The sequence below is a fragment of the Cupriavidus sp. LA-1 genome (assembly GCF_055385985.1).
In genome coordinates this window covers 1,600,192-1,621,722 of sequence record NZ_AP031387.1, presented here as the reverse complement: position 1 = coordinate 1,621,722, position 21,531 = coordinate 1,600,192, and the positions used below count along the sequence as shown (strand labels likewise).

Sequence of the window (21,531 nt, the reverse complement as noted above, 5' to 3'; positions counted from 1 at the left end):
TGCATGCCCGCCGCCTCAGTCCAGCGTGGCGCGAGCCAGGAAGGGAGCGAGTTGCTCGCGGGCCATCTCCGGCGTCACGACGTCGGCCGGGGCAAGCTTCTCGTAGGTGTAGCTCTCCGGGTCATCGTAGATACGCTCGGCAATAAGCTTGGGTCTTGGCTCGTTTGTGTAGGTGAATATCTGGAACAGGTGGTGCGTCATCAGGTAGTGCGCCGCGGGGTCTGCGTCGATGTCATGGTCCTTCAGGCACACCCCGGGGATGACGTGGGTCCATACCGCTTCGGTGGTGATGCCATAGTCGTCGACCCCCATGTTCATGGTCCGTGCGCCCATCACATTCTGACGCGTTTCAGCGACTTCGCGATAGAAACCTTCGACAGCTTCCTTGCCAGTCAGAACCAGCATCTGGCGGCGGTCGCCGACACGGTACATAGGCTCATCGACGGTGAGCTCGGGAACGATGATCTGGTCCCAGTAGCCTGCCACTTCCAGCAGCAAGTGGCGGAGGTAATTCTTCAGCATGGCCCGGTGATGGGGATTGGTGGTCTTCTGTAGAAACGCCTCGACCTCCCCAGGCCATTTTGTCACGTCGAACTTCGCGGGGACGTGCATCAGTGTCAGTGCGTCAGCGGTGGGCATTTCCCGGCCTTCGACCGCCAAGGTAGCGTACTTCATAACCAGCTCCGATAAATTGTAGAAACGTGGATCAAATTACGTGTGGCCTTGAAGACCAGCGACGTCCTCCCCCTTCTTGTGACGCAGCCGCGCGGGAGCCGTTTCCTTTAGCGCCATGACTGCGATGGCTCCGATGCCGATCGCCCACAGCGGCATGGTCACCGCATGCTCAATGCCGAAATGCTTGGCCAGATAACCGGCGAACGCTGGCGCCACGCCCCCGCCGAAGATCTCGCCGATACCTATGATCATGCCCGAGGCAGTCGACATCAGCCGCCCCGGCACTGCCTCCGCGGCAACCGGACCGACCGTCAGTGTGATCAGGCTATACAGGCAACCCATCGCAACCATGAGGCACACGAACAAGGGGATCGGTGCCGCGCCGGTTCGCAGGAAAAACCAGAGTGAAAGAAATACGCCAGCGGCTGACAGAAGCATGACCGGCTTGCGACCGACCCGATCAGACAGTGCCGGCAGCACGAGCGCACCGATCGCCCCGCCAAAACCGAGCGACGACAGCACGAAGCCCATCTGCTGCATGTCGAGATGAAGGTAGTCGAACAGATAACTGGGAAACAGCGCCGCAATCACGATCTGGCAGGCAAGCCAGCACAGCATGCAGATGATGCCAAGCGGCACGTTGCGATAACGGAATACCTCATACCAGCTATGTCGCCCGGTATCATGCGTCACCGTGTGCTTTGCGATGTCAGCTGGCGACGGCCGGCGCAGCACCCGCTGCGCAAGAAATGCCACGATGAAGCCAGGCACTGCCACGAGCAGGAAAATCCACGGCCAGTCCATCACCTTGAGAAGCTGCGTCACCACGATTGGTGTGAGACCAAGCCCGAGCAAAGCCGGCATCATCTGCTGAATGCCGACATTGCGGCCATGCCGGCCCGGTGGCGACGCATCCATGGTGGCGATGATGCTCGCGGGCGTAAAGGCGCCTTCAGCCACGCCCATCAGTGCACGGATGGCGATCAGGCTGCCTACGCCTGTCGCCAGTCCACCTAGTCCTGCCAGCAACGAAAACCCGATCATGGCCGGTACGATCACTCTCTTGAAGCCGATCCTGTCCGAGAGATTTCCCGTCAGCAGCGCCGACAGACCCCATGCAAGGGCCAGGGCGCCGGTGATATGCCCGAGATCCTGGTAGTCGAGCTTCAGGTCTCGCATCAGCACCGGCATCAACGGCACAATCAGGAAGCGATCAATACCTACCAGCCCCATGCCAAGGGCCATCAGCGTCACGGCTTTCCATTCATAGCTCGTGGACGGCTCGGCGTGTGATGGCGCAACCGTTGTGGGCGCCGCGGGGGGTACGACATTCATTCGAAGTCCTTTTGTTTAGCCCGCATTGCGCGTGGGAATGCTGGCATGGTGAGCGCAGGACCCGCAACGATTGGATCGGTGTCTCCTGCTGGTATTCTTGTTTTTTGCTTACTATCGGCTCGGGCCTGATCGAAGTCCAACGATAAAAATAGACCAGGTGATCTCGAAAACTGATCACCAATCCGATCCACATATCACGCGACGGCGCAGAGTGATCACCGACTCGCTAATTCACCGCCCATTGCGTACAGCGGCGCAGTTGTTATGAACAAGTCACAGCAATAGCGTAGTTTTTACCTCGCACGCAGGGAGCCTCGATGGCTTTACCATTTGCCCCAAAACCGCAACGGTCTGTCCTGATCAGCGCCGCTAACCCGTACTGGTTTTCCCTATATACTGCATTCGTGAGTTGCACACATGCGATGTCTGCAGCATTAACCGGAACCCCGAGGAATTCATCATGAAATCCCTGATCAACGCTTTAATCGCGGCCTCAGTCGTGGCCATGCCTGCTGTAGCCTTCGCCGAACAATCGAGTGCGCCGTTGACGCGCGCGCAAGTGCGCGCCGAGCTTGCCCAACTCCAGAAGGCCGGCTATCAAGCCGCCGCCCCTGGCCCGTATTACCCCGCCAATCTTCAGGCTGCGATGGCGCGGGTCGCCGGGCAGAGCAGCATCGAAAAGGAGGCAACCGGCAAATCCGATTCGTCTGCGGTCGCCCCCTCGCGGCAGTGAGGGCCGCTGAGCTCGATTCATTCGCGCGCTACTGCTGATCTATCGAATACACACTGAGCCTGTTTTCTACCGACGAAACGCCAGCAACACCTTTCGCAACGTCACCAGCGCGATCTACCTGGCTCTTATCTGGCACCGCTCCGGACAAGGTCACTACGCCGTCATTCGCGTAGACGAACAGGTGTGTCATCGGAATTCCTTTTGCTTTCACCAGGGCAAGACGCACGCTCTTCGCTAACATGCGATTGGCCGCCCTGCTCTCCCTGGGGTTCGATGCGCGGCCCTCAGTCGACGATCCTGTCACTGCATGGCTGCTATCGTCTTGCGCGGCGGCCAGAACTGACACGATAGCCAAAGCCAGAAGGACCGAAGCGCCAATCAGACGGATTCTTTTCATTTCATTTCTCCTTCGGTCCTAGAACAAGTGGCGAATGCCGATCTGCGCACCAGTCTGACCACTGCCTGGCGCCGCCGTTTTATAGGCAGCAGCCGTGCCGTTGAACGAATCAAAGTTAAGTGCCGAGTGATGCGAATAGCCGGCAACCAGATACAGGGCCATCCGCTTCGACAGCAAGTAGTCAGCGATAGCCATGACCTGGTATGGACTGGCAGGATTTGTGACTTCGCCGTTCATCCCGGTTGCACGGTGAATGTGATCGTAGTAGTAGGCAATCGTCAGTAGCTTGTCGACTGCAAACTGATAGCGAGCACCCGCCCAAAAGAAATCATCGCGCGCGGCATGCCCCGGGGCCGGATCGTTCTGGCCGAAGCGATAGCCACCCATCACCTTGAGCCGGGCAGTTGAATACGTGACAGCGATTGCCGCCTTTTCGAAACGCGCATAGCTGCTGCCGACGCCAGTGGGGCTATGAAAGTTGTCATAGGCCGCGCTGACAGTCGCAGTGCCGTTATCGTATAGCGCGGCCGCACCGTACCCGGATCCGTTTGAAAACTGGCCCACGGCATTGCTAAAGGCATAGTCGCCAATGACGGTGAGTGGCCCAAATGCGTTCTTGTATTTGACAACGTTGCTTTCCCACAGGTTTGCACCGGTCTCAGCAACGACCGGCTCGTACGTACCTGCCAGGTCCGTCGGTGACGAGGGATACAGGGCATCCAGGAGCGATGTGTACTGCCGACCGAAGCGAAGCGTGCCCGCCTGGGGTAACGTCAGGCCGATCCATGCCCCACGGCCAAACAAGTTCTGCGAAAGCGCGCCGTTTGCAGCCAGAAACCCGCTCTCCAGCACGAACTCCGATTTCATACCGCCCCCGAGATCCTCCTTGCCCGTCAGGCCCCAGCGCGAGCCCCCGGAGCGAGCCCCGTCCGACATCGACCAGCGGTTCCCCGTCGCCCCTGGGTTGGTGGGACTGGCCGGCCAATGGTTGGTGAACTCGATCCCGGTGTCGAGAATGCCGTAGAGCGTTACACCCTCACCATGCGCACAAGCCGCAATCGTCCCCACTACCAGTCCGGCGAACATCTGCCTCTTCATTGAAAGTCTCCTCCACTTGAAATCCTTCCGATCGATCAAGCAATCTGCCCACCCCACGTCTGGTCGCGCTTCCCGGGGCGGGACACTCGTTCCGTTACTCAGTCGGCTCATGCACAGCAAGGGCTACACAGACCCCGGAGGCGTGGCGCCCCAACAAGACATCGGATACCCACCGCACACACGCAGTCATCCGCCGCCAGACGGGGTCGCCTGGCGTCCTTGATTTCCAGATCGCTGAGTGCCCACCGACAATGGGCAAATGAAGTCGCCGGGATCGTCCGGCCTCAGGCAAGGCGATAGCGCAGGCCTGAATAACAGCGTCGTCACATGATGGCCACCGATCTTCTTTGCGTTGCCGCAAACTATCGGCACAGCTGTGATCGCTGTCTAATGATTAAAAATATCCACGCAATCTGAAATCGCAATCACGGTGCAGTCGTCCTCGACGCAGACTCCGTCGTCGGCAGGGACAGGTCTCGCCGTCGGTCACCCAATCCCCAGCCACCGTGCACGCAGCCGTCGGCAGACCGCGCAGCTTGTTGCGGGCCAGAACCCCGACGAAGGGACAGTTGGACGATTTTGCTCACCAGCTGTGGATAGTGGTAATGCGCAGCCATCGCCGCTCACGGAGATGCCGCCGGATCATCCATCGCTCCGGACGATGGATTCCATCTAAACATATAGGCTTCCGCTGAGGGCAGTCTGCTCCTAACCTTCATCCGAGTCACCCCCGAAGGAATTCTCCAAGGCAGCCGACGCAACTGATGTTCTTGATGCGGCCAGCCTTGTTGTCCGGGCAACCGATCTATCGCGCAGCATTGTTGTGCGCATGCGGGGGCGTCGCCAGCTGTCCAGCAAATCCTTAAAACCTTTTAATCGAGTGCCAACGAATCCACCATGAACTCAATCTCTTTCAACTCAAATCAGACCCTTCCGCTGATCGGCCGCATTCTTATCGCCGCCATCTTTCTCGTCAGCGGTCTCGGCAAACTTGCAGCGCCGGGGGCGACCATCGGCTACATCGGATCACTGGGACTGCCCGCTCCAATGCTTGGCTACGTGGCCGCAATGACGCTCGAACTGGCTGGCGGCGTGCTGCTGATCATCGGCTATCGCACGCAACTCGTTGCCGCATTGCTGGCCGCCTATTCGCTCATTACGGCGCTGATCTTTCACCACGCGCTCGGCGACCAGAACCAGATGTTCCACTTTCTCAAGAACCTTGCGATGGCCGGCGGGTTGATCCAGGTCGTGGCCTATGGTGCGGGCGCATTCAGCCTCGACAGCCGTCGCATGACATCTGTCGCACCCGCCACCCGGTAACCACACTCAGGACGGCGCTGAAGTCGTCCTGGGCGTCATCGCCCGGCGCGATTCGCGCGCAGATCACTCACCAGCCAATCCCCGGCATAAGTACGCCAGATGAAGGAATGTCATGACAGATGATTTCAACGGCAAGGTTGTGCTGGTGACCGGCGCTGGCTCCGGCATCGGTCGGCACGCCGCACAGGCCTTCGCCAGCCGCGGCGCACTTGTCTACGCCGCCGACATCAACGAGCAGGGCCTCGCCGGGACACGGGAGTTGATCGTCAAGGCCGGTGGGAAGGCCACGGTCGCGCGGATCGATGTGGCACGCGAGGACGACATCTCGGCGCTGCTCGCGCGTATCGACAAGGAAGCCGGCCGGCTGGACGCGGCGTTCAACAACGCCGGCATCACCGGCGGTACCCACCGGATCGAAGACTATCCCACGGAAGACTTCGACAGGGTTCTCAGCGTCAATCTTCGCAGCGTATTCCTCGGCATGAAGTACGAGTTGCCGCTGATGAAGCGAGGCGGTGGCGGCGCCATTTGCAATACCGCCTCCGTCGCCGCGCTGACCGGTCCCGGCGGAATGAGCGCGTACGCGGCATCGAAGCACGGCGTGCATGGACTGACCCGTGTCGCGGCCATGGAAAACGCCGCGCATGGAATCCGCGTCAACGCATTGGCCCCCGGATGGACCGAGACGCCGATGGTGGCCGCGAACAGCATCCAGAATCCTGCCTTCGCCGAACTCGCCCGCACCGCGATCCCCGCGAAGCGCGGAGCCCAGCCAACCGAGGTCGCCAATGCGGCGGTCTGGTTATGTTCTCCGGCGGCGAGCTATGTCATCGGCCAGATGCTCGTGGTCGATGGCGGGATGACCATTGGCGGCTTCGAGCTGCCGTGACCGGCCAATACTGTTTTGAACTGACAACCCCTCTATCTTCATCCGTTCTGGAGCATGACATGACCCACAGCACTGCCAGTGAAGCCGCGAAAGCCGTCGTCCGCCGTAATACCGAAGAGGTTCAGGGTGGTGGCAACTTCGACTTGTTCGAAGAGCTGTTTGCGGACGATTTCCTCGACCATACACCGCAACCGAACTGCAGCCCGGACAAGGATGGCGCGCGCGGCCTCTACCACGCGCTGCGCGCCGCATTTCCGGATTTCCACGCGGACATCCATTGGCAGACTGCCGACGGGGATCTGGTGACGACCTACAAGACGTATCACGGTACGCATGAAGGGACATTCCTGGGTGTCCCCCCGACCGGTCGAAAAATCCACTTTGAAACTGTCGACGCAATGCGCGTGCGCGACGGCAAGATCACCGAGCACTGGGGTGTCGCCAATCTCTTCTCCCTGATGCAACAGCTCGGCGCATTGCCCGCCGGGGCCAATGGCGCTTGAAGAAAAGGGATCCGAAAATGAGCGACATCCTCAAGGACAAGGTCGTGCTGGTCACAGGCGCGGCGAGCGGCATCGGCCGCGCCATAGCGATTGCCTCGGCACGCCATGGTGCGAAAGCAGTGATCGTCTCCGACGTCACCGAAACGCCCCACGAGGGCGGCACGGCGACGACTGCAGCAATCGAAGCACTGGGTGTTCCCGCACGGTTTCAGCGCGCCGACGTGACGCAGCACGCGGAGGTCGACGCACTGGTCGAGGCAGCGGCCGAGTTCGGCGGCGTCGACGTGATGGTTTGCAACGCAGGCATCACGCTGCGCGAAGATGGCCCCGACGTTGCCGAAAGCGACTACCGGCGCCTGATGGCGGTCAATCTGGACGGCGTGCTATTCGGTGCGCAGGCCGCGGCACGGCAGATGAAGGCGCGCGGCAAGCCCGGCAGCATTGTATTGATGGCAAGCATGGGCGGCATCGCGGGCGCGGGCATGACGATTGCCTACTCGACCAGCAAAGGGGGCGTCGTGTTGATGGCCAAGGCCCTCGCCGACGCGCTCGGCCCCGACGGCATCCGCGTCAACGCGGTCTGCCCCGGCACGATCGATACGCACTTGCTGCGCACGAATCCCGGCATTGCCGCGGCTTCTGAAGGCTTCCGGCAACGCACCCCCCTGCGCCGCCTCGGGAAGCCATCCGAAATCGGTGACGTCGTCGCGTGGCTTGGCTCGGACATGTCGAGCTATGTCACCGGCATCGCCTTGCTCGTTGACGGCGGCCTGCTTTCCGTCATCTGAGATCGAACCCTCGCCCAACCGGCTTGTCGCCGCAGCACTCGTCTATCAAGCGAACTGTCGACTTCAACAGTCGCCCGGACAATGATTGGATACGGCGCCGAAACCTGGCTAGCGCAGCAGAATAGTTGAGTACCGATCATGGATCTGCGTAGACTTCGATACTTCGCCGCCGTCGCTGAGGAATTGCATTTTGGCCGGGCCGCTGAGCGCATGCATGTTGTCCAGTCAGCGGTGAGCCATCAGGTCAAGCTTCTTGAAGAGGAGCTGGGGTTTCCGCTTCTGGAGCGCTCACGCCACAAGGTTCGGCTGACGGTTCCGGGCGAGATCTTCCTGCCCGAGGCGCTCGATCTTCTTCGTCGGACTGATGAAGCCGTGCATCGTGCGCGTTCGTCGGCCGAAGGCGCGGTCGGCCGCCTGGCCATCGGCTTCGTGGACAACGTGCTCTGGTCGATGTTGCCGCCGATGCTTCGGGACTTCCGCAAGCAGTGGCCGAACATCAAGCTGACGTTGCACCCGCTCGACCGGGCGGAACAAATCGAGGCACTCCGCGCTTCAGTCATCGATTTCGGAATCATCCCTTCGCCCTCGCCCGGTCATCCGCTCAAGACTGTCGCACTCGGAGCGGCCCCCTTGATGGCGGCAATCCCGGACGGCCATCCGCTCGCCTCACGGTCCGCGCTGTCCATTATCGACCTCGCCAACGAACCGTTTGTTCTGTTCCCCCTGAGGATGAACAGCCGGATCCTGGAAGTCATCATCGCGTGCTGCGCTTCTGCCGGATTCACGCCACGAGTCGCTCAGGAGGCCGGACAGCTCCATACCCTGCTTGCGCTCGTCAGCGCGGGCCTTGGGGTTACGCTGGTGCCGCAGTGGGTGGCACGCGTCCGGCAGCCCGGGGTCACCTACATGACCGTCAATGACCTGTCGACGCCTTATGAGTTGATCGCGGCATGGCATGCCGGCACGGACAATCCGGCGGTTGCGAATTTTCGAGAGATTGCGACCTCTATCGCCGGCCAGGCGCTGCACCAGCCGGCAGGCTGATAGCCAGCGTCACGCAAAGCCGGCTCGAAAGGCAATTTTCACTGCCCAGCGAATCAGCTTATCGTCTTCCTGGCAAAAAATAAGGCGCCGCGAAGGCGCCCTGATTGCTCGATCGGGAATGACTGTCAAGTCACTCCCACTCGATCATCAACAGATCTCGCAAACCCGCATGGTTAAAGGGTTTCGCTGTGATCGACATTGGCCTTTACCGTCGCTTTTACCGTCTGAAGCGCGCATCTTTTGCTGGCGCGGGAGATGGAGCGATTTGCGGGGCGTCAACACTTTCAGGCTGATTATCGATCTGAGTACATCTTAGCGCGCAGCAGACCGCCTGGAAACGACCAGGCTTTCCAGCTACGCTGCCATCCTGCCGAGTGCCTTTGCGGCCTCCTCAAGCCCGCCCAGAATGGCGTCGGCGACACGCGGTGAGAAATCCCGCGGCAGGTCGGCTTGCACTTCGGCAATGACCGCTGGCGTACGGGCAAGGAGTTCTTCAACGATCGGCTCAGCGGTCGGGGCAAAGCCGACTTGCTGTGCGGTGCTGTTGAAGTGCCTGCGCTGGATGCCGTGCATCTCGTAGTGTCGGTTCTTGCCGAGCAAAGCCATCGCCAATTTGATTTCGTACGGCGACCACTGGCTGGGGCCGTCTCCCAATACCGGATAGGCCGACATCACGTCGTACAGTCGGGTTAACTGAAAGCGGCCACGCGGCAGAAGCTGGATGCTAAAGTTCTTGGCGTGACCATCGGGCGCTCGCAGCAACCAGAACAGCACCTGCGCCGCCATCAACGTTTTCATGTCGGCCTCGGCGTTCATTGACTGCCGTAGCGTGGCGAACATGGCCTTGAGTCCTGGACCACCCTCGTTCTCGTACTTGCGAAGCGGCGAACAACCCTCGACCTGGCAGAAATCTTCCTGTGGCAGACGCATGAGCCACTGTCCATTAGGCGCGACGCGTCGGTCGAAGCGCTCCACCACGAGCACGCGCTGCTGGCCGAAGGTCGCGATACGGGCGTCGGCGACATTCAGCCCATAGGCTTTCAGCAGCCGCAAGCACAGCCATTCGTTGTCGACGGAAGTGCTGAAATCTGCACGCCGCCCGCCCATCAAACCCAGCGGGAGTTTGCAGATGTGGCTCGTCGGCGTGGCGCCACGTGGTGCGAGCCACTGCCCGCCCCACCACAGGAACGCTGTTTTCTCCTGCGCACCGGCCAGAGAGATTCGGAAGTCCTCATCCGGGTCCCGGCCCGCAGCGAAGGCTTGCAGCGAGACGGTTTCGATCAGGTGCCGCTCGATGTCCTCTTCGGACAGGGGCACGCCCTCGATACGATCGAAGTCCTTCGGTACCTCGTCCTCGTCCAGGATCTGCACTGCCCCCACGCAATCGCGCCCAATGGCTTTCAGCAGATCGAAGGGGGCGGTCGATCCTGTCTTGAATCGCTCGGCCACTCGCCTGCGAATGGCATCGCTGTCCGGAAGCAGGTTGTCGAAGTAGTTGGCAACCCTCTCGCCCTTGAGCGGCAGGTTCTGCAAGTTGAATGGCAGCGACAACGAAAGCGGTCGGCCAATGTCGGCACCGACCCAATCCGCTTCGTAGCGCAGTTCCATCTCTCCGCGAGCAGGAATCGTCCATCGCCCGACGCGAACGCCGTTGGTCCAGATAGACAAGCTGCGGCTGTGCGATTGACGGCCCATGTCACCAGTCCATCTGCAAGGTGGAGGACGCCACAGGGCTGCCGCGGGTCCCAATGGTCAACTCCAAGCCCAACGCAGCGCACCAAGCCAGGAGTTGCCCCACGCTCAACTCCTCGGCGTTCAGTTCCAGATGGGAGACCCGCGACTGGCTCAGGCCGATACGTCCGGCCAGCGCCGATTGGGTCAGGTCTTGCGCCTTGCGCGCCGCCTGCAGTACCGAGCCAAGTTGGACGGTAGTGATCAGCACATGTGATGTTGGCAGCATATAGAATACTCGAAATTCAGCTAAACGTACAATAGCTGAAACACAGATATTCGTCAAATATCTGGAAAACAACTATAAGCGCAATGCTAGGTCTTCATCCCACCCAAACTCGTTCCACGGGCGACAACGCCGGTCCGCCCCCTCATTCTTCCGCTGTGGGCCTTACTTGCGGATATGTCTGGCAGCTAAAGCTAATATCATGACGGGGCGTAACAGAGCGTAATGCGTGTTACGACAGGGGGCACCACCAAGGGATTCCATGGACGAGACACAACCAGAAGGTTCGGCCACGGCTGCCGAACTGAAGATCGACATTACCCTGATCGCCAAGTTGAACTTAGCGGACTTTCAGAATGCGATCCCGCTGGTCCGGGACCTCTGCCTAATCAACGAGACCGACCAGACGCATGAGCAGGTCGAGTTGATCCTGAATTCCGACCCGCCCTTTCTCAAGCCGCATCGCTGGCGTATTGATGCGCTGGCAGCGGGCTGCCGATATCCGATCCGCGATCTGGATCTGAACCTGGACGGCGGATTGCTGGCTCGGCTGACCGAAGCCGAGACGGCCACGGTCTCACTACCACTGCGCTCCATGGGCGCGGATGCGTCCACCCCTGCCCTCGCACAACACGACAGCCATCCGGAGTTATTGCCACGCAATCAATGGGGCGGCATCTCGCATCTGCCCGACTTGGTCGCGGCCTTAGTCGCCCTTGCCCAGCGTGGCTGGCAAGTCCAGCCGCAGATCGGAGCCTCCTCGTTCTGCGTCGACCTCGGCATCGTCGATCCCGACGCACCAGGGCGCTACCTGGCGGGCGTGGAATGCGATGGCGCCACTTACCATCGCAGCGCAACCGCGCGCGACCGGGACAAAATACGCGAGCAGGTCCTGCGCGGCCTGGGATGGGAAATCGTGCGGGTCTGGTCCATCGACTGGTGGATCGATCCAGCCGGTACGCTCGACAGGCTGGACGCACGGATGCAAGCCTTGCTCACAGTCCAGCGCGAGCGGCGTGCCGAACAGGCCAAGCGCGAAGCCGAGGCCGAGCGCTTGGCGCAAGCTGCTATCGAGCAAGCCATGGCGTCAGCAACGGAGCTAGACAAAGGCCCCACCGCGCCCATCTCGGCTACAGCCCCGATCGCACCGAAAGCTCCTGCGAAAGTTCGATCGCAGCCAGCGGAGGAAGTCTTTGCGCGACAAGCCTCTGCAGCGCCAGTCAATAGCGATGCTGCGGAAACAGCGCCATCAAAAGAATCACGCTATCAGGTCACCAATCCCGCCGAAGCTGTCGCGGGAGCAGATCCCGATCGCTTCTTCGACAGTAATTACACCGACATCCTCTCGGCCATGATTGCCTCATGTCATCGATCATGAGGGGCCTGTGCTTGACCCCCTCCTGGCTCGCCGCATCGCCCGCGCCCACGGCTGGCTGCGCACCGGTGGACGCATCCGCGAGCGCGTGTTTCAAATCACTCGGGCCCGCTATCGGACGACAGATGAAGAAGTTGGTACGTTCTACTGGCCCGAACATCTTGATCCCGCAGCGGAACCTCCTTTCCGGGGCGCCTGCCGATGAGGACAGCGTGCGGGCGGCCGACGAGATCAGTCTTCCGGAACTGGCTTCGCTGGCCCGCACAGTAATCACACAAGAGACGGAAGGCGAAGCAGTATATTACGCAATGGCGCGGAAACTGGGCCTCCAGCAGCCGCGTGCCTCCAGCCGAACGCGCTTGGAGCAAGCCTTGCAGTCGACAGGGCACTAAGTAGACGTTCTCAGGAGGGAGCAGTGCCGCACCAGGAAGCGACATCGTTGGACTCGAAACAGGACCTTGCGTCGCACGAGATAGTCCCGGCTGAGCCTGGACCACTGGCATCCTCCGAGGGCAGAGTGCGATTGAATGGTGGCTCCGCAGACCTGCTGGACTTATCGCGTCAGCAGCGCAACCTGCTGCTCCTCCGGCCCATCTTCCAACTCGAGCGCTATAAGACGATGCTTGGTGACGAGGGCGGAGCGGACAGGACACTGTTCCACGGAATCGACACCCACTACCTCGCATTATCTGCCCTTGACCTGATGATGGAGGCGACGACAGTCTCCGGCGGGAGCACCTCGGTCGAGGTTGTGACCCACCTGGGGTACGTCGCCGGTCGCATGAAGCCTAGCCTCACGTCGCCTCAAGCGCGCCGCATCGCGGAAGTTGTCCTCGACGCGCTCGACAACAAGGCCAACAACCACAGGGAGTTCACAGCGGAGTTCTTCGACGCGTCTACAGGCACAACTAAGTCGGTCCGATACCGACTGGTCCGCTTCGAACCAGACGCTGATGACATCTACCGCTACCGACCCACCGCCGAAGGCTACCTCGTCTACTTGGGGATGCTCGACCTCGCGCCGGAGGACTCGCAAGAGCTGATGGAGAAGATGCTCGACCTGCTTGTGCGCCGCGGCCGGTTCGAAGCAGCCGTCGAGATTGCCCGGCGAGCCCGGAAGTACTCCATCGAGTACCGCCAACTGATTCGTGACCGGCTCTATCAAGCCTATCGAGCGCCAGGCAGCGTCAACTGGAGCCGCGACATGGCTGGGCGGCTCGACGAGGCACGAACGCACGTGCGTCAGCGCCAAGCCGAAGACGCCCGGATGGAGGAGGCCGTTGGCGAGGCCCTGCTTGGCGCCGATGAACCGAAGACGCGCGAGAGCCTCGTGCAGTTGAAGGAAACCATCCGTAGCGCCAGCCTCATCCGACTGCAGCTTGTCACTGACATCAACGTAGCGCCCGAGCGTTTCATCGAGGCGCAGCGCGCCGTCTTCCGTGCACGCAAACCCACCGGTCTCCCAGACCTTGAGCCGCAGCTCCTTCCGCAGCTCGTCAACCTTCCGACCCAAGTGCTCTCGGCAGAGGCGGACGTCTTTATTAGTGCACTGTATCCACCGGTTTGTCCGAGGGTGTACGACCTGAACTCGGTGTTCGCCCTGCTACTGGAGCAGCGTGGGGAAGACGCAGAGGTCGAAACTGACCCAGGCTCCATTGAGAAGCTCGAACCCCTGCCCGACCAGTTTTCAAAGGAGCTCGTGCAACGCGCCAACTACTGGCTGACAGGCAAGTTCTCCACGGGTCAACGGCAGCGCATCGACCAACTGCTGGATGCCGCGGAGGATGAAGGCCTGGACCGGACGACGCGGCGGTGCCTCGTTCTCATTCTGTTCCGCTCGTTCGCGCGGTCCGAGAGCGAGTTCAAGAACGTGAGCGTCGAACTCACGGGAGACACCTTTCATCTCGATATCGCCCAAGGCAGTACCCTCGAGTTCGTTCCCCAGGGAGAGTCCGAATGAACACTGAATCTAACGTTCGCAACGCTGCGCGACTGACCTACAAGGCGCTGCACACGACGCTGTCGCCCATCAACGACTCGGAGTACCGCGAGCTACTTGCCCTGTGCAGGGCGGACCCGATGTTCAGACGACACGTCGAGGATATCGCGGCCGGCATGGAGCTGCAGATTCTCGACTTAAGCGAGCAGCGCGGGCTCATCGTAGTTCCGGCCTCCAAGGACAGCCGCTTCGCAGTGCGTCTCACAGATATCCGCAGCGGCATGACTCCAGACCAGAAGGCCGCACTCGTGCTTGCCCACATCGCCATCGCCTCGGTCTTCTTCCCAACGACTGATGGACTGGACGACGACAACTACTCCCCGCCCCCGGCGTCCGTAGCCACCTGCCGCGACACGCTCTATGCACTGGCGCGACGCCTGAAGGAGACTTCCGACCTCCCGCCAGACGTGCCACCTGAGCTCGCTCCTGGCTGGGAGACGATTTCAGCACTGCCAGTAGCAATCCCGTCCGGTCAACGGGCGTCGCACGCTTCGGTCGTCGGCGTCGTCAAGATTGCGCTGAACCAGATGGCGCAGAACGGCCTTGTTCGGCTTGACCGCGACGCGGAAGACGAGGCGGCAGCGACCTACACGCCCACCTTTCGCCTGCGTGTGCAACTGCGAGAACTGGCACTGCGGCGACTCTACGAGATGGCGCAATTGGCCACGACCGAGCGCAAGGTGGCGTGACCATGCAGAAGATATCCCGCATCCACCTGGGCAACTGTGGTTACCGCACCGCATGGTACGAAGGGATGACCTTCGAGCTGACTGACCCGGACAGTGGCCAACCCACCGACACGCTCATCAACCTGGAGAACGGCGGCGGCAAGACCACGCTCATCGGTCTTGTGTTCTCGTGCTTCGAGACCGCTCAAGAGAAGTTTCTCAAGCATATCCAGAGCAAGCACAACACGTTCTCTCAGTACTTCACTCACGATGGCGCGCCTGGTTTCATCATCGTTGAATGGCTCATGCCGTCCAGAACGGCAGGGGGCAAGTCCTACCGCCTGGTGACCGGTCAGGCGGTCGCGGTAAGGTCGCACACCGAGCCACCTGAAGTCGACCGCATGTTTTTCTCATTCGAGGAGCACGCCGACCTCGGCCTGGCGGACATCCCGGCTCCCAGTCTGGCGCAGCCCACGCCGACCTCCATGCAGGAGTTTTCGCGCTGGCTACACGCGCAGCAGAAGAAGTACCCGGGTGATGTCTTCATCAGCCACAACCGCCAAGCAGAGTGGCAGCGGCACCTGAAAGACGAGCGGCTCATTGACCTGGACATGCTGCGCATGCAAGTCAACTTCTCGGCCCAGGAAGGCGGTTTTGACACGGGCTTCCTCGACTTCAAGACGGAAGGCGAGTTCCTGCGCAAATTCCTGCATCTGACTAGCGACACCACGAAGGCCGACGAGGCGCGCAAGCTCGTGGTTGCGGTATGCGAGAAGCATCGCCGCAAGCCTCAGTTCCAGAGGCGTCGTGATGAGCTGACCAAGTTCCGGGCGTCGCTGAACGCTTTCGCCGAAGCTGCCCAGCTGTACCTCGAGACGCTGACTGCGCAGCGCTCAATGTTGATTCGGGGCGCTCAGATGGTCCAGGCTCTGCAGGCCCGCGCCGTCTCATTGCGCCTCGACCACGCCCGAGAGGCGGAATTCGAGCAGACCCAGCGACAACTGGCTTCGGCTGCGCTTGCGGACTCGGCATTCCACACGAAGGAGCAGGCGACGGTCACCTGGGCTTGGCATCAGAAGCGCAGTGCGCAGGCAAAGGCGCGCAAGGAGGCTGCAGATGGCCGGGTAAAAGACCTGGAGCGGGACGAACGGCTCATCCGGGCCGCACGGCTTCAGACGGAAATCGTCGGCATCGACGAAGAGCTCAAGGAGCTTGACGCGCTGGCCGAAGCCGAACGGGCAAATCTCAAGCCAACGAAGGATCATGCCGAGATTCAAGGAGCGCTGCTCCGTCGTGCACTGTTCAACGAAGAGCAACGGCTTAAGGCGGCACTCCAAGCACTCGACGAAAGGGCTCGCGTACGGGACAACGAGCGAACATCTCTTCGCAACCAGCGGGCCAACGCCGAAGCCGAAGAGATTCGCTACGTGGAGGAACGCTCAAAGCTTCAAGCGGCTGAGGAATCCTATGCCCGGCGCCGTGAAGCATTGGAAGCGGACAAGACATTTCGGGGACCAGAAGAGACGACGGACGAGGCGCTCGAACGCCTTGATACTGAAGCTGCGACTGCGGCTGCTGAGCGTGACGTGCATCGAGCATCCCGGGAACGCTGCGCCAAGGAGGCGCGGGAGCATCGACAGTCCGCCGCAGCGGAACACGTGCGTGCAGCCGAGTTGTCTGGCAAGGCTCGGGCACTCGGCGAGTTCATCGCACGAGGAGAGACCGAACTCGAACGACTGGCTCAGTTGCCTGCCCTTCTGAACGCCGTCGAATCCGACCGCGTCGACCCGCTGTCTCTAGCCCTGCCTGCTCGCCTGCGCGAAGTCGTCGCTGATTCGGCAAAGCAGGTATCGCAGGGAGACGTTCGGCTTGCGGAGTTGCGCGCCGCCAAACAGGCTATTGAGGAGACCGGGGTTGCCGGCTACAGCGCCGACGTCGCACTCGTCGTCCAGGCGCTTCTACAGGCAGGAGTGCGCTCGGCGAAAGCCTATAACGAGTACATCTCTCGTGCGCTGCCGGATGCCTCCAAAGCGCGAGCGCTCGTAGCGAGCGACCCAGCCCGCTTCCTTGGTGTCTCCGTAGCGTCCACGGAACTTGACAAGGCCAAGGCCGTCGCCTGGGCGACGCGCCTGCCCACGCGCCCCGTGGTCGTAGCTGCGGCAACACTTGAACCAGCAGCGCATATAGCGGAGCGCGTGGTCGTCCCTGCCGAGGATGATTCGGCCTTCAACGTCGAGGCTGCTGCGAAGCTGAGCGTTTCCCTCGAACTCCGCGTCGCCGACGAAGATGAGCGCCGGTCCGCGTATCGGGAACGCCACGACCAAACGCTGCGGGCAACTCACGAGCTGGATGCGTACGCGAAGGAGTTCGGCGACGGCAAGCTTGGGCAGGCGCGAGCGGACAAGACAGCCCTGGAGGAAGACGTCGCCACGGCGAAGGAACGGGCCGAGTCCCTCGAGTCGCTGGCCCTTGAACTCGATGAGAAGGCGCAAGGGCTGGAGCAACAAGCACAGGCAGCCGATATCCGACGCCAGGCCGCAGTCCTGTCCACGTCAGCAGTCAGCAGCTTCCAGAATGAGCACGAATCCGGCCATGCAGAGCGCGTCCGGCGAATGGCGGAGGTAGTGCAAGACATCAGCGCAGCGCAGGCGAGAAAGTCGGCAGCGGACGAGAACCTCGAACAGCTGCAGGAGGAACACGACCGCGACCAGGGCTTGCGCGTGAGCACGGACCATGAGCTCAGGCTCGCCGGCGAAGAGCGGGCGGGCGTCGCTCACTATGACAAGGACTATCCGGCCCAGGAACAGTTACTGCAGAACCCACGGCCAATGGAGACATTGCGCCGCATTTATCGCGACGCCCAAGCTGCCTACTTGGCCGAGGAAAAAGAGCGACTAGGGCTGTTGGCGCACAAGCTGGAGGATACGCGAAAGCGCCGCGAGGACAAAGCCAAGGAGTTCACCCGCGAGTTCAAGGGTGTGCAGATGGCGGACCTTAGGCCCTTCATGAATGCGAACCATGAAGAAGCATTGGCCAACGTCACGGCAGCGCTGGAGGCGGCCAAGCCAGAGCAAGTAAACGCCGCTTCGAATCTGCAGGTCGTGAACGGCGAGTCAAAAAAGTGGTTCGACTCAAACAAGACGAACGTCGGACCTGTGGTACCCGCTCACGAGGCTTTGGACCTGGATGCCCTGGCCGCGCTCATGGACGAGGCCGCGAACCGCGTGAACGAGGCGCTGGAGCGAATGCGAAGAGCCAACGAAGTTGCAAACCAGGCTGCGGACCGAGCCAATCGGCAGCGCGCAGCAGCGGAAGCCGACGGGAAGATTGAGGTGCTGCTGCGCAGCAGCATGGGGTTTGAAGACAAGCCCGATCCTGTGCTCATCGCAGCGGAAATCGGCGCCCAAGTGGGAATGACCTTGGAGGTGCCGGACCCCGACAGCCTTGTTCTCGAGACCGACGCCAGCAACCAAGTCAACGCGCTGCTGCAGGACTACACAGGGAAGAACCAAGGCGTCAGCAAACTGCAGACGAAGGCCCGCGCTGCCTTCGACCTCGTCAAGGTGGCTGCGTCGGAGCAAGCGTTCCGCGAGGTTGACCCCGATGTTGCGCAGCAGATGGTCGCCAACGAGTTCGGTGCCGCGTGCACGGATGCCAAACGCCTACTGGAGCACCTGGACGACCGCATCGCGACGACGGAGGCAACGCTGAGGTCGATGCAAGCCGACTTCGACGCCTGCGTCGAGGAGGTGCTCGCCGTTGTCCGCTCGGCCATCGCGACGCTCAATCGCGCGACGAGCAAGGACAAGTCAGTGCCGGTGGGCGCCCCATACGTCGGTGGCAAGCAAGTCCTGAAGATGCGGGCAAACTTCGGCACGGTCCCAGTCGAGACGCGACGCCAGACCCTCGGCGCCTACCTCGACACGTTGGTTGATACGAACGTGTTCCCTCAGCGCGGTACAGACCTCATCGCCGACGCTGTGGCGCGCGTTTATGGGCGTCCGCTGGGACTGCAAGTCCTGAAGATGTCCATTGAGGAGACCGAGCAGTACGTACCGGTTGAGCGGGTTTCGAACTCCGGGGGCGAAGGCGTCGTCATGGCGATGTTCCTGTACCTGGTCATCAACCAGTTGCGGGCTGAGAACCACGCACAGGTACATCGTATCGCCGGTGGACCGCTCATCCTCGACAACCCGTTCGCGAAGGCCACCAGCCCCGCCATGTGGCGCGCCCAACGACTGCTGGCCGAGGCCATGAACGTCCAGTTGATATTCGCCACGGCACTTCAGGACTTCAACGCTCTCGGCGAGTTCCAGCGGTTCATCCGCCTGCGCCGCGCCGGACAGAACAGCAGGACGAGACGCTGGCACCTCGAGTTCGCGAACTTGAAGCTCAACGACGTACCCGAGGAGTTGACGGCTTGAGCGCGTTCCTTGAAGCGCTGCTGTCGTCGCCGCGCAAGCGTGTGCCGCTCGACGAGCTGCGCCGGCACTATTTCTCGCTGTACCCAGATGTCCAGAACAGCCCAGACCGCGGTGCGATGCTGCTGAGGGCGCTGAAAGAGCTGGAAGCTGGCGGCGCCCTCTCGCTGCCGGCTGCCGGAAGTTGGGAACAGGCTGGCTCGCCCGCTCTTCCACTTTGGGTCACGCTGAAGAGCTCACCTCGTTCCAAGGTTGCTGTGAACCATGCCGACGTGACCTGGGCCCCGGAGCTGGGGTTCTGGCCGGAATTGAGACCATCGCAGTTGTCAGCACTACAGCCCATCAACGACTTCCTACTCCGACGCCGAGGGGCTTTCTCGTCGGTTCCCATCAAGGAGCGTTCCTTGGAAATCTTCGGCGATGAGAAGCGGCTCGACAACATGTGCGCCGGAGACTTCCTCTTTGGCGGGCGGCTTCCACTCTCCGTCATCGGTTGCTTCCGGGTACCCCAGCCGCTGCCGTATCGCAAGGTTGACGCACCTGGAAAGTCCGTACTCATTGTCGAAAACCACAACACGTACTGGAGCTTCGCCGAATGGAACGAGGCCACGCGACGATACACGGCGGTCATCTATGGCGGAGGTGAAAACTTCAGGCTCACTGGGCGAGCGCTGCACCAAGCGATTCAGGAAACAGGAGCGTCTTCAGCGGAATACTTCGGCGACCTGGATCCGAAGGGCTTAGCGATTCCAGTGGACTTCAACCGTTCCGTCGAGCCAGGCTATCCGACCGTTTCTGCGGCGCTTCCGTTGTACCGCTGGTTGCTTGCAAACGGGATACGGCGAGACAAGCCCGAGTGTGCAACATATGCAACTGGACTGGCGGCCGCCTGGCTCGGAGCCGAGCTGGCAGCAGAACTAGAAGCAGTTTGGTCTGCGGGCACGTGGCTACCTCAGGAGGCGCTGGGCACTGAGCAACTCCACGCTGGAGCCATTAGCACCGTGGCGGCTCAGCAGGCCGCTACGATAAAGCTCGCCTAGCTACGCTGTAACCCTCCGGCCCACTCCATCATCAACAGGCCTTCCAAACCCGCACGGTTAAAGGGAATGGCTATGATCGACAGGGGGCCTTGCCGTCGCTTTTACCGTCAACCGCGCAGGGCATTTGCTGGCGCGAGAAATGGAGAGATTTGCGCGGCGACGACTCTGGCAACACCATTGTCAATCAACTCAAAGGATACAGAAAGCCAGGCGCCTCGTCCGCTCGCTGCTGGGATCAGTGCTTTACGGCGCGTTCGACAACGAGACCGCAATCGCCGAAACTGTCGGACCAGGCGAGAACCGACGTTATGCAACACTAGGACACTTTCGAGCTTTGCGAGAGCTACGCGTGATCGATCTCACGACTTTCCCGAGGCTACATAGCATCTTCGAGGAAAACACGCGAGTGCGACGAGAGGGCATCCAGTTCTTACGCGAGTTCCTGGGTGACTTTCGAAAGCCTGTGAAAAAAGACGGGAGAGAGCATATCGAGTACGTTCTCTACGCAAGTAGTCGCCGAGTACGGTGGGCCCATTGCCCTATGCGCTCGCCAGACTCGGCCTAAGCGTTCCGGCTAGCTCGGCGACAGGAAGGGATTGATAACCGTTAGCCGGTCGAATATGACCTGGCCGTGCTGCATGTCCTCGCTATAGAGCACCTCACATTGCTCGCTCAGCGCGAACGCCACGATGCACGCGTCGTAAAACCGAAAACCGTATTGCTCAGCTATGCGCCGGGCTTCCTTGTGGATTTCCAGCGTAACTGGCACGACCTCGCAGAACTCCTCGACATCGCTCATCAAAGCGTTGATCTCAGGCCACTCAAGGCTCATCTTCCGTCGCAGCACGAGCGTGACCTCGTTCATGACTTGTATGCTGATCACCGGCTTAGGCTCAGTCAACAGAATCGCCTCTGCCCTATCCGCCTTCGCCGCGTCACCTGAGAAGAGGTACGCGATGACATTGCTATCGACTGCAAACCGCGTGGGAATCTCAACGCTCATTCAACGATTCCCGGTCGAATTTGAAGTCCGCGGGTAGACGCCCCCGATAGCTGCGCAGCCGCGCGATACGCTCGCCCGCAGTGGGTTTCTTGCTAACAGAGAACGCGCCGGACTGATCGGCGCAAATTTCGATGTCATCGCCTTCTTTCAGGCCGAGCGCCTCGACGACGCTCGCGGGTAGCCGGACGGCAAGGCTATTGCCCCACTTCGCCACTTGCATGATCCACTCCTTTGATATACATCCATTAAATTGTATATCCGGACAGGAAAAATGCAAGCTTGC

The 21,531-nt window shown here is 61.0% G+C and carries 21 protein-coding genes; 13 read left to right on the top strand and 8 right to left on the bottom strand.

Annotated elements, in window-relative coordinates; genetic code table 11:
• Nucleotides 1-15: 15 nt before the first annotated feature.
• Nucleotides 16-675, bottom strand: coding sequence for a hypothetical protein (locus ACZ5MJ_RS07705; RefSeq protein ID WP_464223234.1), 660 nt, complete (start codon nucleotides 673-675; stop codon nucleotides 16-18).
• Nucleotides 676-711: 36 nt separating this feature from the next.
• The gene (locus tag ACZ5MJ_RS07700; protein ID WP_464223233.1) at nucleotides 712-2,010 is read right to left on the bottom strand and encodes an MFS transporter; all 1,299 of its coding nucleotides are present in this window, start codon (nucleotides 2,008-2,010) and stop codon (nucleotides 712-714) included.
• Between the two features lie 460 nt (nucleotides 2,011-2,470).
• On the opposite strand from ACZ5MJ_RS07700, the gene ACZ5MJ_RS07695 reads away from it, so the two are divergent.
• A complete protein-coding gene (locus ACZ5MJ_RS07695) occupies nucleotides 2,471-2,743 on the top strand; it encodes a DUF4148 domain-containing protein (RefSeq protein ID WP_464223232.1) in 273 nt (90 codons plus the stop codon).
• 28 nt (nucleotides 2,744-2,771) lie between these two features.
• Here the strand turns inward: ACZ5MJ_RS07695 and ACZ5MJ_RS07690 are convergent, their stop codons facing one another.
• Both ACZ5MJ_RS07690 and ACZ5MJ_RS07685 read right to left on the bottom strand, forming a co-directional pair.
• On the bottom strand, nucleotides 2,772-3,140 hold the full coding sequence (locus ACZ5MJ_RS07690; protein ID WP_464223231.1) for a BON domain-containing protein: 369 nt from the start codon (nucleotides 3,138-3,140) through the stop codon (nucleotides 2,772-2,774).
• Between the two features lie 18 nt (nucleotides 3,141-3,158).
• Nucleotides 3,159-4,238 carry a porin gene (locus ACZ5MJ_RS07685; RefSeq protein ID WP_464223230.1) on the bottom strand — a complete coding sequence of 360 codons (1,080 nt, stop codon included), beginning with the start codon at nucleotides 4,236-4,238 and terminating at the stop codon, nucleotides 3,159-3,161.
• Between the two features lie 897 nt (nucleotides 4,239-5,135).
• Between ACZ5MJ_RS07685 and ACZ5MJ_RS07680 the strand changes: the two genes are divergently transcribed.
• The 5 genes from ACZ5MJ_RS07680 to ACZ5MJ_RS07660 all read left to right on the top strand — a co-directional run bounded on the left by ACZ5MJ_RS07680 (nucleotide 5,136) and on the right by ACZ5MJ_RS07660 (nucleotide 8,785).
• Nucleotides 5,136-5,561 carry a DoxX family protein gene (locus ACZ5MJ_RS07680; RefSeq protein WP_464223229.1) on the top strand — a complete coding sequence of 142 codons (426 nt, stop codon included), beginning with the start codon at nucleotides 5,136-5,138 and terminating at the stop codon, nucleotides 5,559-5,561.
• A 112-nt stretch (nucleotides 5,562-5,673) separates the two neighbouring features.
• Nucleotides 5,674-6,450: an SDR family NAD(P)-dependent oxidoreductase gene (locus tag ACZ5MJ_RS07675; RefSeq protein ID WP_464223228.1), complete on the top strand. Its 777-nt coding sequence runs from the start codon at nucleotides 5,674-5,676 to the stop codon at nucleotides 6,448-6,450.
• Nucleotides 6,451-6,509: 59 nt separating this feature from the next.
• Nucleotides 6,510-6,953: an ester cyclase gene (locus ACZ5MJ_RS07670; RefSeq protein ID WP_464223227.1), complete on the top strand. Its 444-nt coding sequence runs from the start codon at nucleotides 6,510-6,512 to the stop codon at nucleotides 6,951-6,953.
• 17 nt (nucleotides 6,954-6,970) lie between these two features.
• Nucleotides 6,971-7,741, top strand: a complete 771-nt coding sequence (locus ACZ5MJ_RS07665) for an SDR family NAD(P)-dependent oxidoreductase (RefSeq protein WP_464223226.1) — start codon at nucleotides 6,971-6,973, stop codon at nucleotides 7,739-7,741.
• Nucleotides 7,742-7,879: 138 nt separating this feature from the next.
• On the top strand, nucleotides 7,880-8,785 hold the full coding sequence (locus ACZ5MJ_RS07660) for a LysR substrate-binding domain-containing protein (RefSeq protein WP_464223225.1): 906 nt from the start codon (nucleotides 7,880-7,882) through the stop codon (nucleotides 8,783-8,785).
• 354 nt (nucleotides 8,786-9,139) lie between these two features.
• Here the strand turns inward: ACZ5MJ_RS07660 and ACZ5MJ_RS07655 are convergent, their stop codons facing one another.
• Both ACZ5MJ_RS07655 and ACZ5MJ_RS07650 read right to left on the bottom strand, forming a co-directional pair.
• Nucleotides 9,140-10,480, bottom strand: coding sequence for a type II toxin-antitoxin system HipA family toxin (locus ACZ5MJ_RS07655; RefSeq protein ID WP_464223224.1), 1,341 nt, complete (start codon nucleotides 10,478-10,480; stop codon nucleotides 9,140-9,142).
• Nucleotide 10,481: 1 nt separating this feature from the next.
• Nucleotides 10,482-10,745 (bottom strand): helix-turn-helix domain-containing protein, encoded by a 264-nt coding sequence (locus ACZ5MJ_RS07650; protein WP_464223223.1) that lies wholly within the window; start codon nucleotides 10,743-10,745, stop codon nucleotides 10,482-10,484.
• A 259-nt stretch (nucleotides 10,746-11,004) separates the two neighbouring features.
• On the opposite strand from ACZ5MJ_RS07650, the gene ACZ5MJ_RS07645 reads away from it, so the two are divergent.
• The 7 genes from ACZ5MJ_RS07645 (at nucleotide 11,005) to ACZ5MJ_RS07615 (ending at nucleotide 20,245) form a co-directional block, all read left to right on the top strand.
• Nucleotides 11,005-12,120 (top strand): hypothetical protein, encoded by a 1,116-nt coding sequence (locus ACZ5MJ_RS07645; protein ID WP_464223222.1) that lies wholly within the window; start codon nucleotides 11,005-11,007, stop codon nucleotides 12,118-12,120.
• 7 nt (nucleotides 12,121-12,127) lie between these two features.
• Entirely contained in the window at nucleotides 12,128-12,322 is a 195-nt protein-coding gene (locus tag ACZ5MJ_RS07640; protein ID WP_464223221.1) for a DUF3320 domain-containing protein, read from the top strand.
• Nucleotides 12,243-12,509, top strand: a complete 267-nt coding sequence (locus ACZ5MJ_RS07635) for a hypothetical protein (protein ID WP_464223762.1) — start codon at nucleotides 12,243-12,245, stop codon at nucleotides 12,507-12,509. Before ACZ5MJ_RS07640 ends, ACZ5MJ_RS07635 begins: the two co-directional genes overlap by 80 nt.
• Nucleotides 12,510-12,640: 131 nt before the next feature.
• Nucleotides 12,641-14,077: a hypothetical protein gene (locus ACZ5MJ_RS07630; RefSeq protein ID WP_464223219.1), complete on the top strand. Its 1,437-nt coding sequence runs from the start codon at nucleotides 12,641-12,643 to the stop codon at nucleotides 14,075-14,077.
• Nucleotides 14,074-14,805: a hypothetical protein gene (locus tag ACZ5MJ_RS07625; protein ID WP_464223218.1), complete on the top strand. Its 732-nt coding sequence runs from the start codon at nucleotides 14,074-14,076 to the stop codon at nucleotides 14,803-14,805. The genes ACZ5MJ_RS07630 and ACZ5MJ_RS07625 overlap by 4 nt, the downstream gene beginning before the upstream one ends.
• Before the next feature lie 2 nt (nucleotides 14,806-14,807).
• The gene (locus ACZ5MJ_RS07620) at nucleotides 14,808-19,208 is read left to right on the top strand and encodes a coiled-coil domain-containing protein (protein WP_464223217.1); all 4,401 of its coding nucleotides are present in this window, start codon (nucleotides 14,808-14,810) and stop codon (nucleotides 19,206-19,208) included.
• Nucleotides 19,205-20,245 carry a Wadjet anti-phage system protein JetD domain-containing protein gene (locus ACZ5MJ_RS07615; RefSeq protein ID WP_464223216.1) on the top strand — a complete coding sequence of 347 codons (1,041 nt, stop codon included), beginning with the start codon at nucleotides 19,205-19,207 and terminating at the stop codon, nucleotides 20,243-20,245. The genes ACZ5MJ_RS07620 and ACZ5MJ_RS07615 overlap by 4 nt, the downstream gene beginning before the upstream one ends.
• Before the next feature lie 574 nt (nucleotides 20,246-20,819).
• Here the strand turns inward: ACZ5MJ_RS07615 and ACZ5MJ_RS07610 are convergent.
• Both ACZ5MJ_RS07610 and ACZ5MJ_RS07605 read right to left on the bottom strand, forming a co-directional pair.
• On the bottom strand, nucleotides 20,820-21,248 hold the full coding sequence (locus tag ACZ5MJ_RS07610) for a PIN domain-containing protein (RefSeq protein WP_464223215.1): 429 nt from the start codon (nucleotides 21,246-21,248) through the stop codon (nucleotides 20,820-20,822).
• On the bottom strand, nucleotides 21,238-21,468 hold the full coding sequence (locus ACZ5MJ_RS07605; RefSeq protein ID WP_464223214.1) for an AbrB/MazE/SpoVT family DNA-binding domain-containing protein: 231 nt from the start codon (nucleotides 21,466-21,468) through the stop codon (nucleotides 21,238-21,240). Before ACZ5MJ_RS07605 ends, ACZ5MJ_RS07610 begins: the two co-directional genes overlap by 11 nt.
• Nucleotides 21,469-21,531: the final 63 nt, after the last annotated feature.